Source organism: Pseudomonas sp. S3_A03, assembly GCF_054668275.1.
On record NZ_CP162753.1, the window covers coordinates 3,709,606 to 3,724,245 of the forward strand.

General features: G+C 63.6%; 11 protein-coding genes. 3 read left to right on the forward strand and 8 right to left on the reverse strand.

Going from position 1 to position 14,640, the window contains the following annotated elements:
- Nucleotides 1-125: 125 nt before the first annotated feature.
- On the reverse strand, nt 126-1,187 hold the full coding sequence (locus AB4O25_RS16975) for a haloacid dehalogenase-like hydrolase (protein ID WP_460149807.1): 1,062 nt from the start codon (nt 1,185-1,187) through the stop codon (nt 126-128).
- 243 nt (nt 1,188-1,430) lie between these two features.
- On the opposite strand from AB4O25_RS16975, the gene AB4O25_RS16980 reads away from it, so the two are divergent.
- A complete protein-coding gene (locus tag AB4O25_RS16980; RefSeq protein ID WP_017530937.1) occupies nt 1,431-2,822 on the forward strand; it encodes an L-cystine transporter in 1,392 nt (463 codons plus the stop codon).
- Between the two features lie 76 nt (nt 2,823-2,898).
- Here AB4O25_RS16980 and AB4O25_RS16985 read toward each other — a convergent pair whose 3' ends face one another.
- Nucleotides 2,899-3,411, reverse strand: a complete 513-nt coding sequence (locus tag AB4O25_RS16985; protein WP_017530936.1) for a dihydrofolate reductase — start codon at nt 3,409-3,411, stop codon at nt 2,899-2,901.
- Between the two features lie 69 nt (nt 3,412-3,480).
- Between AB4O25_RS16985 and AB4O25_RS16990 the strand changes: the two genes are divergently transcribed.
- A complete protein-coding gene (locus AB4O25_RS16990; RefSeq protein WP_017530935.1) occupies nt 3,481-4,860 on the forward strand; it encodes a DUF2868 domain-containing protein in 1,380 nt (459 codons plus the stop codon).
- The gene (locus tag AB4O25_RS16995; protein WP_017530934.1) at nt 4,853-6,220 is read left to right on the forward strand and encodes a GTPase/DUF3482 domain-containing protein; all 1,368 of its coding nucleotides are present in this window, start codon (nt 4,853-4,855) and stop codon (nt 6,218-6,220) included. Before AB4O25_RS16990 ends, AB4O25_RS16995 begins: the two co-directional genes overlap by 8 nt.
- Before the next feature lie 28 nt (nt 6,221-6,248).
- On the opposite strand, the gene AB4O25_RS17000 is transcribed toward AB4O25_RS16995, so the two are convergent.
- The 6 genes from AB4O25_RS17000 to AB4O25_RS17025 form a co-directional block, all read right to left on the reverse strand.
- Nucleotides 6,249-7,382, reverse strand: coding sequence for a TIGR03364 family FAD-dependent oxidoreductase (locus AB4O25_RS17000; RefSeq protein WP_017530933.1), 1,134 nt, complete (start codon nt 7,380-7,382; stop codon nt 6,249-6,251).
- Nucleotides 7,383-7,455: 73 nt separating this feature from the next.
- The gene (locus AB4O25_RS17005; protein WP_460149808.1) at nt 7,456-8,478 is read right to left on the reverse strand and encodes a putative 2-aminoethylphosphonate ABC transporter substrate-binding protein; all 1,023 of its coding nucleotides are present in this window, start codon (nt 8,476-8,478) and stop codon (nt 7,456-7,458) included.
- A 22-nt stretch (nt 8,479-8,500) separates the two neighbouring features.
- Nucleotides 8,501-10,213 carry a putative 2-aminoethylphosphonate ABC transporter permease subunit gene (locus AB4O25_RS17010; protein WP_065879300.1) on the reverse strand — a complete coding sequence of 571 codons (1,713 nt, stop codon included), beginning with the start codon at nt 10,211-10,213 and terminating at the stop codon, nt 8,501-8,503.
- A 1-nt stretch (nt 10,214) separates the two neighbouring features.
- Nucleotides 10,215-11,279 carry a putative 2-aminoethylphosphonate ABC transporter ATP-binding protein gene (locus AB4O25_RS17015; protein WP_017530930.1) on the reverse strand — a complete coding sequence of 355 codons (1,065 nt, stop codon included), beginning with the start codon at nt 11,277-11,279 and terminating at the stop codon, nt 10,215-10,217.
- A 234-nt stretch (nt 11,280-11,513) separates the two neighbouring features.
- Nucleotides 11,514-12,377, reverse strand: coding sequence for a LysR family transcriptional regulator (locus AB4O25_RS17020; protein ID WP_017530929.1), 864 nt, complete (start codon nt 12,375-12,377; stop codon nt 11,514-11,516).
- Nucleotides 12,378-12,392: 15 nt separating this feature from the next.
- The gene (locus AB4O25_RS17025) at nt 12,393-14,639 is read right to left on the reverse strand and encodes a heavy metal translocating P-type ATPase (protein ID WP_460149809.1); all 2,247 of its coding nucleotides are present in this window, start codon (nt 14,637-14,639) and stop codon (nt 12,393-12,395) included.
- Between the last annotated feature and the right edge of the window lies 1 nt (nt 14,640).

Below are 14,640 nucleotides of genomic sequence, written 5' to 3' on the forward strand. Positions count from 1 at the left end.
CGCTGAAGATCAAAATGTGGGAGCGGGCTTGCTCGCGAAAGCGTTGGGTCAGTCATCTCATCTGTTACTGACCGGCCGCATTCGCGAGCAAGCCCGCTCCCACATTTACCGGCTTACATCCATGGTCACTGGATATCTTCCGGCTTCACGATCACCCAGTTTTTATCCGCCGTCACCGGCAGCCCTTCCTTGGCCTGCGCCGCCGCGTGCTTGGCGATCATGCCGTTGAGTTGGGTCATGTACTTGTCTTTGCGGTTGATCCACAGGTGGACGCCGCCCTTGGCCACGTCCACATCGTGGAACAGCATGTAGCCGTCGCTGGTCGGTGTGTCACCGCCGACAATCACTGGTTTTTTCCATTCGTCGATGTAGGTGAGGATCGCTGCGTGTTTGCCGGCCATCCAGGTTGCCGGGGTCCACAGGTAGGGGGTGAGTTCCAGGCCGAGGTTGGCCTTCTCGTCATACTTGCCGGCGCTGATCTGCTTGCGGGCGGTGGTCAGCTCGCCGGTCTTGCGGTCCTTGAGCAGGGTGGTCACGCCGATGACGTTTTCGGGTTTGACGTTGTAGCCGTACTTCGGATCGGCGGCGACCATGCGCACCAGCTCCTCGGAAGCGGCCGTCATCACATACACCTCGATGCCGTTTTCCATCAGCTTGTTGTACAGCTCGGCCTGGCCGGTGAAGACTTTGGGCGGCTGCACCTCGGATGTCTTCACCGCGTCGCCTTCAAAATAACTGACCGGCACCGGCTTGCCGGAGGCCATCAGCTCATCCACCTGAACCTTGAGTTCCTTGAGGGTGAAGCCAGAAAACACCTGGGCCACCCACGGGTAGCAGACCATGTCGTCCACTTCGCACAGGCGATAGTAGTAACTGAACAGGCTCTCTTTGTGGTCGGCGGTGTCTTTGAACGGCATCAGCTTGAGCGAAGGGTCAAGGCTGTCGCGGGTGATCAGGCCCTTGTTTTCCATGTAGGGCAGCAGGGACTCTTCGAGGTCGTAGCGATAGCTGGTGTTGTCCATGTCGAACACCGCGAAGTTACCCTTGTTGGCGTTGGCGGCGATCATTTCATTCAGTTGCTTGGCGGCGGGTGCCGGCCAGTGTTTCAACTCGGTGGCGGCAAACGCCTGGCCGGCGAGCCCCAGGCAAAGTGCGGCGGATACCAGTAGTTTCGGCGCGAGCTTCATAGGCGTTGTCTCCCTCAAGTGAAAGACATCGACGCTAACAAATCCCTGTGACAGTTCCCGTGTCGAGCACGACAGTACGCGTCCTGATCCCGCCAGCGGCATACGCCTGAGCGCCAACCACTTATTCCAAAAACGACAGTCGCCATTCCATATCGGTATTAAATCATTATATTTCAAGCTGTTAGGCTTCCCGGTTCGCAATCGCAGGCTCACGCGATTGGCTGCCTTCTCAACGGAGCTTCAATGAATCTGCCCCTGATTCTCAATTTATTGGTGTTCGTGGCCCTGTTGCTGGGCCTGGCACAAACCCGCCGTACTAACTGGAGCCTGGCCAAGAAGGTGCTGTTCGCCCTGGTGCTGGGCGTGCTGTTCGGCGCGGCGTTGCACACGATCTATGGCGACGGTAACCCGGTGCTCAAGGCCTCCATCGGCTGGTTCGATCTGGTCGGTAACGGCTACGTACAATTGCTGCAAATGATCGTGATCCCGCTGGTATTTGCCTCGATCCTCAGCGCGGTGGCACGCCTGCATAACGCGGCGTCCCTGGGCAAGATCAGCTTCCTGACCATCGGCACGCTGCTGTTCACCACCGCGATTGCGGCCTTGATCGGCATCGGCCTGACCAACCTGTTCGGCCTCACCGCCGACGGCCTGGTGGCCGGCACCCAGGAAATGGCGCGCCTGCAAGTAATCCAAAGTGATTACGCGGGCAAGGTCGCCGACCTGAATATCCCGCAGTTGCTGCTCTCGTTCGTGCCGGCCAACCCGTTCGCCGACCTGGCCCGGGCCAAGCCGACGTCGATCATCAGCGTGGTGATTTTCGCCGCGTTCCTGGGGGTTGCCGCGCTGCAACTGCTCAAGGACGACGTGGAAAAAGGCCAGAAGGTGCTCAATGCCATCGACACCCTGCAAGCCTGGGTGATGCGCCTGGTGCGCCTGGTGATGAAGCTGACCCCGTACGGCGTATTGGCGCTGATGACCAAAGTGGTCGCCGGCTCCAACCTGCAAGACATCATCAAGCTCGGCAGTTTTGTGCTGGTGTCGTACCTGGCTTTGGGCCTGATGTTCGTGGTGCATGGCCTGCTGCTGTCGCTGGCCGGGGTCAACCCGCTGCGGTTTTTCCGTAAGGTCTGGCCGGTGCTGACCTTTGCTTTCACCAGCCGCTCCAGTGCGGCGGCGATTCCGCTGAGCATCGAAGCGCAAACCCGTCGCCTGGGCATCCCGCAGTCCATCGCCGGCTTCGCCGCCTCGTTTGGCGCGACCATCGGCCAGAACGGTTGCGCCGGTCTTTATCCTGCGATGTTGGCGGTGATGGTGGCGCCCACCGTGGGCATCAACCCACTGGACCCGCTGTGGATCGCGACCCTGGTGGCCATTGTGACCCTGAGTTCGGCCGGTGTGGCGGGCGTGGGCGGCGGTGCGACGTTTGCCGCGCTGATCGTGCTGCCGGCGATGGGCTTGCCGGTGTCACTGGTGGCGCTGCTGATTTCCGTGGAGCCGCTGATCGACATGGGCCGCACGGCCTTGAACGTGAATGGTTCGATGACGGCCGGGGCGATCACCAGCCAGATCATGGGGCAGACGGATAAAGCGTTGCTGGAGGCCGATGAGCATGCGGAGTTAGCGCAGGCCTGATAGACCGCTATCGGGGGCAAGCCCCCTCCCACATTTGGAATGCATTTCAATGTGGGAGGGCTTGCCCCCGATGCTTTTAGGCCCTCTTCCAAACCTCAAAGTTGTAGGCCGGCTTATCACCTTCAGCTGGGTTCGGCAGGTTGGAAACCAGCGTCCACTGGTTCGCATCAAACGCCGGAAACCACGCATCGCCCTCAGGGCTCAGCGCCACCCGCGTCAGATACAGGCGATCCGCCTGTTCCAACCCCTGCGCATACAACTGCGCACCGCCGATCAGCATCAGTTCATCCACGCCCTGCTCCAGCGCCCAGGCTTGCGCCCGCTCGACCGCCGCGTCCAGTGACGGAAAAACTTCCGCACCTTCCAGCACCAGGTCGGTCTGACGGCTGACCACAAGGTTCAAGCGCCCCGGCAAGGGTCGGCCCAGGGAATCCCAGGTCTTGCGCCCCATGATGATCGGCTTGCCCAGAGTGGTGGCCTTGAAATATTTGAAATCCCCCGGCAAATGCCAGGGCATGCGGTTATCGACGCCGATCACACGGTTTTCACCGAGGGCTGCGATCAGGCTTAAAGGGAGAGTTTTTTTCATGGCGACGAGAATACCAGAGCTGCAAGCCAGCGGTTATGCTCCAACCTCACTTGCTCAACAGGACGGCGCGTGACTGCACTGACTCCCCTGCACACACTCTGGCTGACAGAAACCGTGCGCCTGCGTGAAGAACACGCCGGCCCCCTGGAAGACCAGGAAGCCAACCGACTGGCCCGCACGGCCGGCGGCGACCTGCCGGCGCGCATCCAGCACCGCGCCCTGCACTTGGCCGAGCGCGATGGCCTCAGCGCCGCCCTCACCCGCTGGCTGCAAGGTGCGCGGCTGGCGCTGGTGTTGCTGGCGATCGTTGCCGTTGTCAGCGGCGCCGGCCTGGCCTTTGCCGCGCTGGGCAACGGCCAGGCCCCGGTGAACGTGTTCTGGGCCCTGGGCAGCCTGCTCGGCTTGAACCTGATCCTGCTGCTCAGTTGGGCCCTGGGCCTGCTGTTTGCCGGCGAGCACAGCGCCAGTCTCGGCCGCCTGTGGCTATGGCTCAGCGAAAAACTGGCGCGTGACGCCAAGGCCGCGCAACTGGCGCCGGCGTTAGTGCTGTTGTTGCAGCGCCAAAAGCTCAATCGCTGGGCCGTCGGCGCGCTGGTCAACGGCCTATGGCTGCTGGCGTTGCTCAGTGCGTTGGTGATCCTGCTGACGCTGCTTGCCACAAGGCGCTACGGCTTCGTGTGGGAAACCACCATCCTCGGCGCCGACACCTTTGTCGCCGTCACCCAAGCCCTCGGCACCCTGCCTGCCTGGCTCGGCTTCAACGTGCCGACCGTCGAGATGATCCGCGCCAGCGGCGACTCGGCACTGACTATCGAAAACGCCCGCCAAGCCTGGGCCGCCTGGCTGGTGGGCGTGTTGCTGGTCTATGGCCTGCTGCCAAGGTTGATCCTCGCCCTGCTGTGCCTATGGCGCTGGAAACGCGGGCGTGCCGCGTTGCGCCTGGACCTGAACCTGCCCGGCTACAGCCAATTGCGCGAACGCTTGATGCCGAGCAGCGAACGCCTCGGGGTCAACGACGCCGCCCCGGAACACCTGCACCCCGTCAGCGGCGGCGTGAGCGAACTGCAAAGCGACGGCGCGCTGGTGGTGGCGATCGAACTGGACGATCAACGCCCCTGGCCGCCCACATTGCCCGGCAACGTAAAAGACGCCGGCATTCTCGACAGCCGCGAATCGCGTCACAAACTGCTGGAGCAACTCACGCGCTTCCCGCCCGCGCGCCTGGCCATTGCCTGCGACCCTCGTCGCTCGCCGGATCGCGGCAGCCTGGCGCTGATCGGCGAACTGGCGCGCAGTGCCGGGGCCACCCGCGTGTGGTTGCTGCAAGCGCCACCGGGCCAGGCGCTGGACGCCGAGCGCCTGGGCGATTGGCACACCGCGCTGCAACAGTTGCAGCTGCCGTTTGCCGACTGCGCGCCGCTGAACTGGCTGGAGACCGGTCATGACTAAACCGCTGAAACTCGCCGTGGTCGGCCACACCAATGTGGGCAAGACCTCGCTGCTGCGCACGCTGACCCGCGATGTGGGCTTCGGCGAGGTCTCCCATCGCCCCAGCACCACGCGGCATGTGGAAGGCGCGCGCTTGTCGGTGGAGGGCCAAGCCCTGCTGGAGCTGTACGACACGCCCGGCCTGGAAGATGCCATCGCCCTGCTCGACTACCTGGAACGCCTCGACCGCCCCGGCGAACGCCTGGATGGCCCGGCGCGCCTCTCACGGTTCCTCGAAGGCAGCGAAGCGCGCCAGCGTTTCGAGCAAGAGGCCAAGGTATTGCGCCAACTGCTGGCCTCGGATGCCGGCCTGTATGTGATCGACGCCCGCGAGCCGGTGCTGGCCAAGTACCGTGATGAGCTGCAAGTACTGGCCAGTTGCGGCAAACCGCTGCTGCCGGTGCTCAATTTCGTCAGCAGCAGCGGGCACCGCGAACCGGAGTGGCGCGAAGCCCTGGCCCGCCTTGGCCTGCATGCACTGGTGCGGTTTGACAGCGTGGCGCCGCCGCAAGACGGCGAGCGTCGCCTGTATGAAAGCCTCGCCTTGTTGCTGGAAAACGCACGGCCGCAATTGGAACGCTTGATTCTGGATCAAGAAGCCCAACGCCAGGCCCGCCAGCAAAGCGCCGCGCAGTTGATTGCCGAGCTGTTGATCGATTGCGCCGCGTGCCGGCGCAGCGTGGTCACTGAAGATGAGCCGCAAGCCATCAGCGAGTTGCGTAAAGCCGTGCGCCAGCGCGAACAAAAATGCGTGGAGGCGTTGCTCAAGCTGTTCGGGTTCCGCCCGCAGGACGCTGCCGCCAGCGATCTACCGCTGCTCGACGGCCGCTGGGGCGATGACCTGTTCAACCCGGAAACCCTCAAGCAACTCGGCGTGCGCGTGGGCGGTGGGATCGCGGCCGGCGCGGCGGCCGGTGCCGGCGTAGACCTGCTGGTCGGTGGCCTGACGCTGGGCGCTGCCGCCTTAGCCGGTGCCATCGCCGGGGGCGCGCTGCAAACCGCGCGCGGTTATGGCAGCCGCCTGCTGGGCAAAATCAAAGGCCAGCGCGAGCTGACCGTCGACGACAGCGTGCTGCGCCTGCTCGCCCTGCGCCAACGCCAATTGCTCAAAGCCCTGAATCTGCGCGGCCACGCGGCGATGCACAGCATCAAGGTCGACACGCCCCAAGACAAAACCTGGCGTGAAGGCAAGTTGCCGGACGCGCTGCACAAGGCCCGCGCCCATCCGCAGTGGTCGTCCCTCAACCCTCACGCCAGACTGAGCCAGGCCGAGCGTCAGGAACAGATCGAAGCATTGGCTCAGCGCCTGGACGAATCCTGATCGGCTGCCATCACCTGTTCCCGATGCATCACGCCTCGCCCCATAACGCGCGGATATTGCGCTCGGCCATCGCCGGCCCCACGCTCATGCCCACCCCGGTGTGCATCAACGCCGCGCTCACGCCTGGCGCCACGCGCACGAACGAGAACGGCCCCGGCCCGCGCGCGCCATACACACCCTGCCAACGCTCCACCACTTGGATCGTGCAGCCCAAGGTCTGCTCGGCCAGTTCAATCATCCAGTCATCGACCTGCTCGGCATTGAACGGCGACGCATCGCTGCCGTAGTCGTGGGAGTCGCCGATGATCAGTTCGCCATGGGGCGTCGGGCTGATCAGCAGGTGAATCCCGTGCGCCTGCAGGTGCGGGGCTTCACGCAGGATCTGCGCCTGCACCGGCGCGGCTTCCGGCAGGTCGGCGAAGGCGCCGTAATGCACGCAACTGAGGCCCGTGAGCAACGCATGTTGCAGGTTCAGGTTAAGCGCCGGCCGGGCCCGCAGCATTTGCAGGCGGCAGACGTGCGGGTTGAGTTCGGCCAGCGCCTCGGCCAGCAGGGTTTGGTAATCGTGGCCGGAGCACACGATGATCTGCTTGCCGCGAAAACTCCCCGCCGTGCTGTGCAACTGGCCCGGCTCGACGTCGCGCACCAGGGTGGAAAAATGAAACTCCACGTCAAGCTGCTGGCTCAGGTAGTGGATCAGCGCCGGGATGGCTTCGCGCGAATACAGTTGCTGATCGTCCTTGCCATGCAGCGCCGCGCGGTGATGACGAAACTGGCCGCCATACAGATCCCTCAGCGCCGCGCCTTGCAACAGCTCGACGTTGTAGCCGTGCTGCCGTGCGCGCCCGGCGCAGAAAGCTTCGAGCAGGTGCTCTTCGGCTTCGGTGCGGGCAAACAGGTACGCGCCCTTGCGCTTGAGTTGCAGGCCTGCCACCTGCGCCCAATGGCCCCAGATTTCGCGGCTTTCCCGTGCCAGGTCGAGCATCGGCCCAGGCGGCTGGCCGGTGACCAATGCCTGGCCGAAGTTGCGCACTGACGCGCCCAACGGCGTGGCGCTGCGCTCGAACACCTTGACCTTTAGGCCGCGCTTGGCGGCGGCATAGGCGTGGGACAGGCCGAGGATGCCGGCGCCGACTATCAGCAGGTCGCTGTGGTGTGTCATGAAGTGATGTCCTGAATTCGAAGCCGTCATCGGGGGCAAGCCCCCGATGAGGCCATCAGCCCTAACGAAAACCTTACTGACCGGCCACCTTCTCCGACTTGCCGTCATAACGCTTGCGCCACTCAGCCAGGATGCTGTCGCGATGCTTCGAGGCCCAGGCAAAGTCGTTCTTGATCAACCGCTGCTCGTAATCGGCCGGCAATTCGGTTTGCGGCTTGGCGATACCCGGCTGCGCGAGGACGGCGAAGTTGTCCTTGTACAGCTCCATCGCTGCGGGGCTGGCGGAGAAGTCGGCGAGTTTTTTCGCGGCCTCGGCGTGGGCGGTGCCCTTGATCACCGCCGTGGCTTCGATCTCCCAACCCAGGCCTTCCTTCGGCAGGATGATGTCCAGCGGTGCGCCCTGGCGCTTGAGCTGTACGGCCGGGTATTCGAACGAAATACCAATCGGGAACTCGCCGGAAGCCGCCAGCTTGCACGGCTTGGAACCGGAGTGGACGTACTGGCCGATGTTCTGGTGCAAGTCGTCCATGTACTGCCAGCCCTGCTTCTCGCCGAAGGTCTGCAGCCAGGCACTCACGTCCAGAAAGCCGGTGCCCGAGGACGCCGGGTTAGGCATGACGATCTTGCCCTTGTACTCAGGCTTGGTCAGGTCCTGCCAGCTCACCGGCTTGGTCAGGCCCTGCTTCTCGGCTTCGACGGTATTGAAACAGAGGGTCGCGGCCCACACGTCCATGCCGACCCACGCCGGTGGGTTGGCGGCGTCGCGGTAGTTTTTGCCGATCTTGTCCAGGTCCTTGGGTGCGTAGTTGTCGAGCATGCCCTGCTGGTCGAGGATCGCAAGGCTGGAGGCAGCCAGGCCCCACACCACGTCAGCCTGCGAGCGGTCTTTTTCGGCCAGCAGTTTGGCGGTGATGATGCCGGTGGAGTCGCGCACCCATTTGATCTCGACGTCGGGGTTGGCCTGTTCGAAGGCCTTTTTGTAGGTCTTCAATTGCTCGGCTTCGAGGGCCGTGTACACAGTGAGTTCGGTCTTGGCGAAGGCATTCAGGCTGAATGCGCTAAGCACGGCAACGACCAGGGCCAATGGCTTGAACATGGAGCATCTCCTTTCAGGATGTTTATTGGCCCGGCGCGCTCTGGCGCCAGGCTTGGGAGCGGCGCAACGCGCCACGTGAGGCCCACGCCAGCAGCAGCGAGACACCGGCCGAAGTGAACAGGATCAGGCTCGACATGGCCGCCGCACCGCCCACATTGCCGGCGTCGTCCATGTTCAACACGGCGACGGCGGCGAGGATGGTGCTGGGGCTGTAGAGGAAGATCGCGGCAGACACGGTGGTCATCGCCGACACAAACAGGTAGCGCACGATATCCAGCAGCGCCGGTAGGCAGATCGGCACGGTGACGCGCAAAAAGTGGCGGTACAGCGGCGCCTTGAGCGACAGCGCGGCGGCTTCGAATTCAGCGTCCAGTTGGCGCAGCGCCGTGGTGGCGGTCATCTGCGCGGTGGTCAAATAATGAGCAATGGTGCACGCCACCAGCAGGGTCATGGTCCCGTAGAACACATGCAGCGGGTTGCCGTTGAGGTTGAAAAAAAACACGTAGCCTAGCCCCAACACCAACCCCGGCACGGCCATCGGCACAAAGCTGAGCAGGCGCAGCGCCAGGGTCAGGCCCTTCTGGCCCTGGGTCTTTTCCATCAGGTAGGCGCCGGTGAAAATCAGCACGCTGCCGGCCAATGCGGTACACAGCGCCAGGGTCAGGCTGTTGCGATAGGCCAGCCAACCGCCGCCCGCCGTGTCTTCAAACCGGTAGTGGTTGAGCGAAAGCGACAGATTGTACGGCCAGAATTTCACCAGCGAGGAATACACCGCCATGCCGAACACCAGCAACAACACCGCGCAAATCAGCAGGACGATCGCCAGGTAGCAGCCATCCCTGAGGCGCGACGGCGCTGGCTGGAAGACCTGGGCACGGCCGCTCATGGCGTCGCCATGCCGCCGGCGTAACCACGCATCCACACCAAAGCTGAACAGCGCCGGCAGCAGCAACACCATGCCGATCAACGCGCCGCGTCCGAACTGCTGCTGGCCCACCACCGCCTTGTAGGCTTCCAGCGCCAGCACCTGGTAGTCGCCCCCCACCACCACGGGCACGCCGAAGTCGGTGATGGTCAGGGTGAACACCAGGCAAAACGCGGCAAACACCGCCTGGCGTGTGGCCGGCCAGGTGATGCTGCGAAACGCCCGCGCCGGGCTGGCGCCCATGCTGGAGGCCGCATCGAACAGCCGCGCATCCGCCAGCGACAGCGCCGACAGCAAGATCATCAGCGCATGTGGGAAGGTGTAGATCACCTCCCCCAGAACAATCCCCCAGAAGCCGTAGACATTCTCTGCAAGCAGCCCGCGCAGCAGGCCCTGGTTACCGAACAGGTACACCAGCGCAATGCCCGGCAGCATCGATGGCGCCATCAACGGCAGCAGGGACAGGCCGCGCCAGATGGCCTTGCCGGGAATCATCGTGCGTTGCAGGGCGTAGGCAAACAGGTAGGCCAACGGTACGACGATGGCCGCAACGCTGAGGGAAACTTTGAGGCTGTTGCCCAACAGCCAATGGAAATTCGCGCTGCTCAGCAGCTCCCGCGCCGCTATCAGGCCGCCGCCCTGCCCGGCCTCGCTGCTGAAACCACGCCAGAAAATCGCCAGCAATGGCATCAACACCGCGATGCCCAACAGGCACAGCCACAGCACCTTGCCGCCGACCACAAACAGGCGATCGCCCCTTTCAGCGCGCGACACCTCACGCGGTATCGGCAATGTCATATCAACGGCCATCTCAGGCAAACACCTGCAGGCTGCGTGGCGGCAGGGCCACCCAAATGTCCTGGGCGCCCAGGCGCGGCATGGCTTCGGGAGCCAGCTCGGCCAGCAGCGGGTGACCGGGCAATTGCTCCAGCTCAAAGCTCATGCGACAGCGATTGCCGAGGAAGGTGATCTCGCGCACCTTGGCCGGGAACAGGTTTTCTTCATGCACAGGGGGGTTCACGCTGATGGCTTCCGGGCGGCAGAACAGACGACCGGACCTGGCCCCGCCGGCATCATCGGCCAGGCGCATGTTCATCCCGCCGACTTGGGCATGGCTGGCGCTGCTGCGGCTGAATGGCAGCCAGTTGCCCTGGCCGACAAACTCCGCCACGAACGGCGTGGCCGGGCGGTCGTAAATCTCCTGGGGCGTGGCGTATTGCTCGACCTTGCCGTTGTTCATCACAGCGATGCGGTCGGCCATCAACATGGCCTCGTCCTGATTATGGGTGACCATCAAGGTGGTGATGCCCAGGCGCCGCTGCAGTTGGCGCAGCTCGGTGCACAGGTGCTCACGCACGCGGGCATCGAGGGCCGACATGGGCTCGTCGAGCAACAATAATGACGGCGCCGGGGCCAAGGCGCGGGCCAGAGCCACCCGTTGCTGCTGGCCGCCGGAGAGTTGGCCTGGGTATTTCTTTTCGCTGCCCAGCAGGCCGACCAGTTCGAGCATCTGCCCGACGCGCTTGCGCGCTTCATCGCGGCCGCTGCCGGTAAGGCCGTAGCCAATGTTCGCTTCGACGGTGAGGTTGGGAAACAGCGCGTAGGACTGGAACAAAATACCGTAGTCCCGGGCCTGCGGCGGCAGCAGGGAAACATCGCGGTGGCCCAGGTAAAGCTCACCGCTGTCCTGGCGCTCCAGGCCGGCGATGCAGCGCAGCAACGTGGTCTTGCCGCAACCGGACGGCCCCAGCAGGCACACCAACTCGCCGGCGGCGACATCCAGAGACACGTTGTCCAGCGCGTTAAAGGCGCCGAAGCGTTTCTGGATACCGCGCACCTTCATCGGCGCGCCGGGTTGGCTCAGGGCTGTGTTCATGGTGGCACCTCATCAAACGGATGAAGGCCATGCTAGGCAGGCAATGCGTCGCTCGTGTGGCAGGAAGGCAAAAGGGAGCAATAGTGGTATTGGTGGATTTGTGTAGGACTTGTGGAAGGGCTTGCCTGGTGTGCCGCTATCGGGAGCAAGCCCCCTCCCACATTTTGATGTGTGAATACCTTCAAATGTGGGAGGGGGCCTGCTCCCGATTGGCCCAAAGGCCACCACAACGCTTCAGAGCGGCGACATCTCCTGCGCCAACCCGAGGAACGCCGCCGGCAGCCGCGCGGCTTTGCGCTCTTTGAGGCAGTACAGATACTCCGCGATCTGCGGCGCATTCTCCAAGGTCAGCACCCGCAGTTGCGGGTCATGAGGCACTTCCTGGCGGGCAATGATGCTGATGCCGATATTGCGCAGCACGGCCTCGCGGATCGATTCGCGGCTGCCGATTTCCAGCAGCGGGCCGCAGCTGACGCCGGCCCCTTGCAACATCTCTTCGGTCAGGCGCCGTGTCGTGGAACCGGCTTCGCGCATCAACAACGTGTGCCCGGCCAGTGCGGTCAACGGCACATGCTCGTGCTGGGCCAGGGGATGAGTGCGGTGCACCGCCAGCACCAGGGGGTCGGTACCGAGCACACGGCGGATCAGGCGCGGGTCTTCGAGCAACTGCGACGAGGCGGCGACATCGACGCGGTATTCGTCCAACGCTTCGAGGACTTGTTGGGAGTTGCCGATTTCTACCGACACGTCCACTTGCGGCAGGCGCTCGCGAAAGGCTTTGACCAGATCAAGAATGTAATACGGCGCCGTTGCCGCAATGCGCAAGGCGCCCTGGACCTGGCCGTTGTTGCGCAGGAAAAATTCGATATCCGCTTCCTGCTGCAACAGCGCCTTGACCATCGGCAACAGCCGCGCGCCCTCGTCGCTGACGGTAAGGCGGCGGCCGCCACGGTAGAACAGCTCGACGCCGTAATGACTTTCCAGGTTGCGTATCTGGGTGGTAACCGTGGGCTGGCTGAGGCCGAGTTTTTTCGCCGCCTGGGTGATGCTGCCCAGGCGGGCGACCATGAAAAACGCCTTCAGCTCAGCACTCAGCACACCACCCTCTCATCCTCATTTGCGCAACAGGCGCAGGCCATTGAACACCACCAGCAGGCTCACGCCCATGTCGGCGAACACGGCCATCCACATGGTGGCCATGCCCAGGAACGTGACCGCCAGGAAGATGGCCTTGATCACCAACGCCAGGGCGATGTTCTGCTTGAGGATACTCGACGTTTGCCGCGACAACCGAATGAAAGCCGGGATCTTGCGCAAATCATCGTCCATCAGCGCCACGTCGGCGGTCTCGATGGCGGTGTCGGTGCCGGCGGCGGCCATGGCAAAGCCAATTTCAGCGCGGGCCAGCGCCGGGGCGTCGTTGATGCCGTCACCCACCATGCCCACGCGGCTGCCGTGGCTGTAGAGGGTTTCGATGGCGTGCAATTTGTCGGTGGGCAACAGGTCGCCCTGGGCCTGGTCGATGCCGACCTGAGCCGCAATCGCCTGGGCGGTATGGGTGTTGTCGCCCGTGAGCATCAGGGTCTTGATGCCCAGCTCGTGCAGTTGCTGGATGGCTTCGCGGCTACTGTCCTTGACCGTGTCGGCCACGGCGAACAGTGCCAGCGGGCCGGACTTGTCGAGCAGCAGCACCACGGACTTGCCTTGTTTCTCCAGGGCGAAGAGTTTTTCTTCCAGCGCCGATGAACACAGGCCAAGGTCTTCCACCAGACGGTGATTGCCCAAGTGGTAGGTCTGGCCATTGATATCACCGCGCACACCCCGACCGGCCAGGGCTTCGAAGTTATCCACCGTGTGGGTCGGCAGGTGTTTATCCACAGCCGCGTTGGCGATGGCCAGCGACACGGGGTGGTCCGACCGCCCGGCCAGGCTCGCGGCCAAGGCCTGCGCGTGGTCTTCAACGTTGGGGAACAGTGCCAGGTAATCGGTTTGCACCGGCTTGCCGTGGGTAATCGTGCCGGTCTTGTCCAGCGCCAGGTAGTCGAGCTTGTAACCGCCTTCCAAGTACACGCCGCCCTTGATCAGGATGCCTTTGCGCGCCGCCGCCGCCAGGCCGCTGACGATGGTCACCGGGGTGGAAATCACCAGCGCGCAGGGGCATGCGACCACCAGCAGCACCAGGGCGCGGTAGACCCAGTCGAACCACATACCGCCCATGAACAGCGGCGGGATAACCGCCACACCCAGGGCAAACAGGAACACCGCCGGGGTGTAGACCCTGGAAAAACTGTCAACGAAGCGCTGAGTCGGTGCGCGGGCCCCTTGGGCCTGCTCAACGGCGTGGATGATCCGCGCCAGCGTCGAGTTGTTGGCCGCTGCCGTCACGGCGTATTCCAGGGAACCGGCCTGGTTGATGGTGCCGGCGAAGACTTTGTCGCCCACGGTCTTTTCAATCGGCAGGCTTTCGCCGGTAATCGGCGCTTGGTCAATGGTGGATTGACCCGCCGTGACCTCCCCGTCCAAGCCAATCCGCTCGCCTGGCTTTACCCGCACAATAGCCCCAATTTCGACGTTTTTGACCTCCTGTTCCGCCCAACTGCCGTCAGCCTGTCGCACCGTCGCCTGCTCCGGCGTCATCTGCATCAAGCCGCTGATGGCATTGCGCGCACGGTCCAGGGACTTGGCTTCGATCAGTTCGGCCACGGTGAACAGGAACATCACCATGGCGGCTTCCGGCCATTGGCCGATCAGCACCGCGCCGGTGACAGCGATGCTCATCAACGCGTTGATGTTCAGGTTGAGGTTTTTCAGGGCAATCCAGCCCTTTTTGTAGGTGGTGAGGCCGCCGCTGAGGATCGACACCAGCGCCACGATGGCAATCACCCACGTGGGCGCAGCGTTGGTGAAGTGCAGTACTTCGGCCGCCAACGCCCCTACGCCGGACAACGCCAGCGGCCACCAGTGTTTCTTGGCGGGCGGCTCGGCGGCCGGTGTGCCTTGTTCAATCGGGTCGGCCTGCATGCCGAGGGATTTGATCGCGTCGATGATCGGCGCCGTGCTCGGCAGGTCATGGGTGACGCCGAGGATGCGGTTGATCAGGTTGAATTCCAACTGCTGCACGCCGGCCAGCTTGCCCAGTTTGTTCTGGATCAGCGTTTGCTCGGTGGGGCAGTCCATGGCCTCGATACGGAATGTGCTCAGGCGTGAGCCGGCGGTAGGCGCTTCGCTCAGTTGCACCACCGCAGGGACCGGCGTGCCGGAACAACAGGCGCCGCCGTGGCCGTGGTTATGCACGGGCGTCAGCTTCTTCTCGCCGTGGTCATGGTCGTGTTTGTGTGGGGTGTGCAGGGAATCGCTCATC

Bases quoted from the DNA above. Each gene is read 5' to 3' on its own strand.
- AB4O25_RS16975 (WP_460149807.1), bottom strand. From the start codon at position 1,187: ATGAAGCTCGCGCCGAAACTACTGGTATCCGCCGCACTTTGCCTGGGG.
- AB4O25_RS16980 (WP_017530937.1), top strand. From the start codon at position 1,431: ATGAATCTGCCCCTGATTCTCAATTTATTGGTGTTCGTGGCCCTGTTG.
- AB4O25_RS16985 (WP_017530936.1), bottom strand. From the start codon at position 3,411: ATGAAAAAAACTCTCCCTTTAAGCCTGATCGCAGCCCTCGGTGAAAAC.
- AB4O25_RS16995 (WP_017530934.1), top strand. From the start codon at position 4,853: ATGACTAAACCGCTGAAACTCGCCGTGGTCGGCCACACCAATGTGGGC.
- AB4O25_RS17000 (WP_017530933.1), bottom strand. From the start codon at position 7,382: ATGACACACCACAGCGACCTGCTGATAGTCGGCGCCGGCATCCTCGGC.
- AB4O25_RS17005 (WP_460149808.1), bottom strand. From the start codon at position 8,478: ATGTTCAAGCCATTGGCCCTGGTCGTTGCCGTGCTTAGCGCATTCAGC.
- AB4O25_RS17010 (WP_065879300.1), bottom strand. From the start codon at position 10,213: ATGGCCGTTGATATGACATTGCCGATACCGCGTGAGGTGTCGCGCGCT.
- AB4O25_RS17015 (WP_017530930.1), bottom strand. From the start codon at position 11,279: ATGAACACAGCCCTGAGCCAACCCGGCGCGCCGATGAAGGTGCGCGGT.
- AB4O25_RS17025 (WP_460149809.1), bottom strand. From the start codon at position 14,639: ATGAGCGATTCCCTGCACACCCCACACAAACACGACCATGACCACGGC.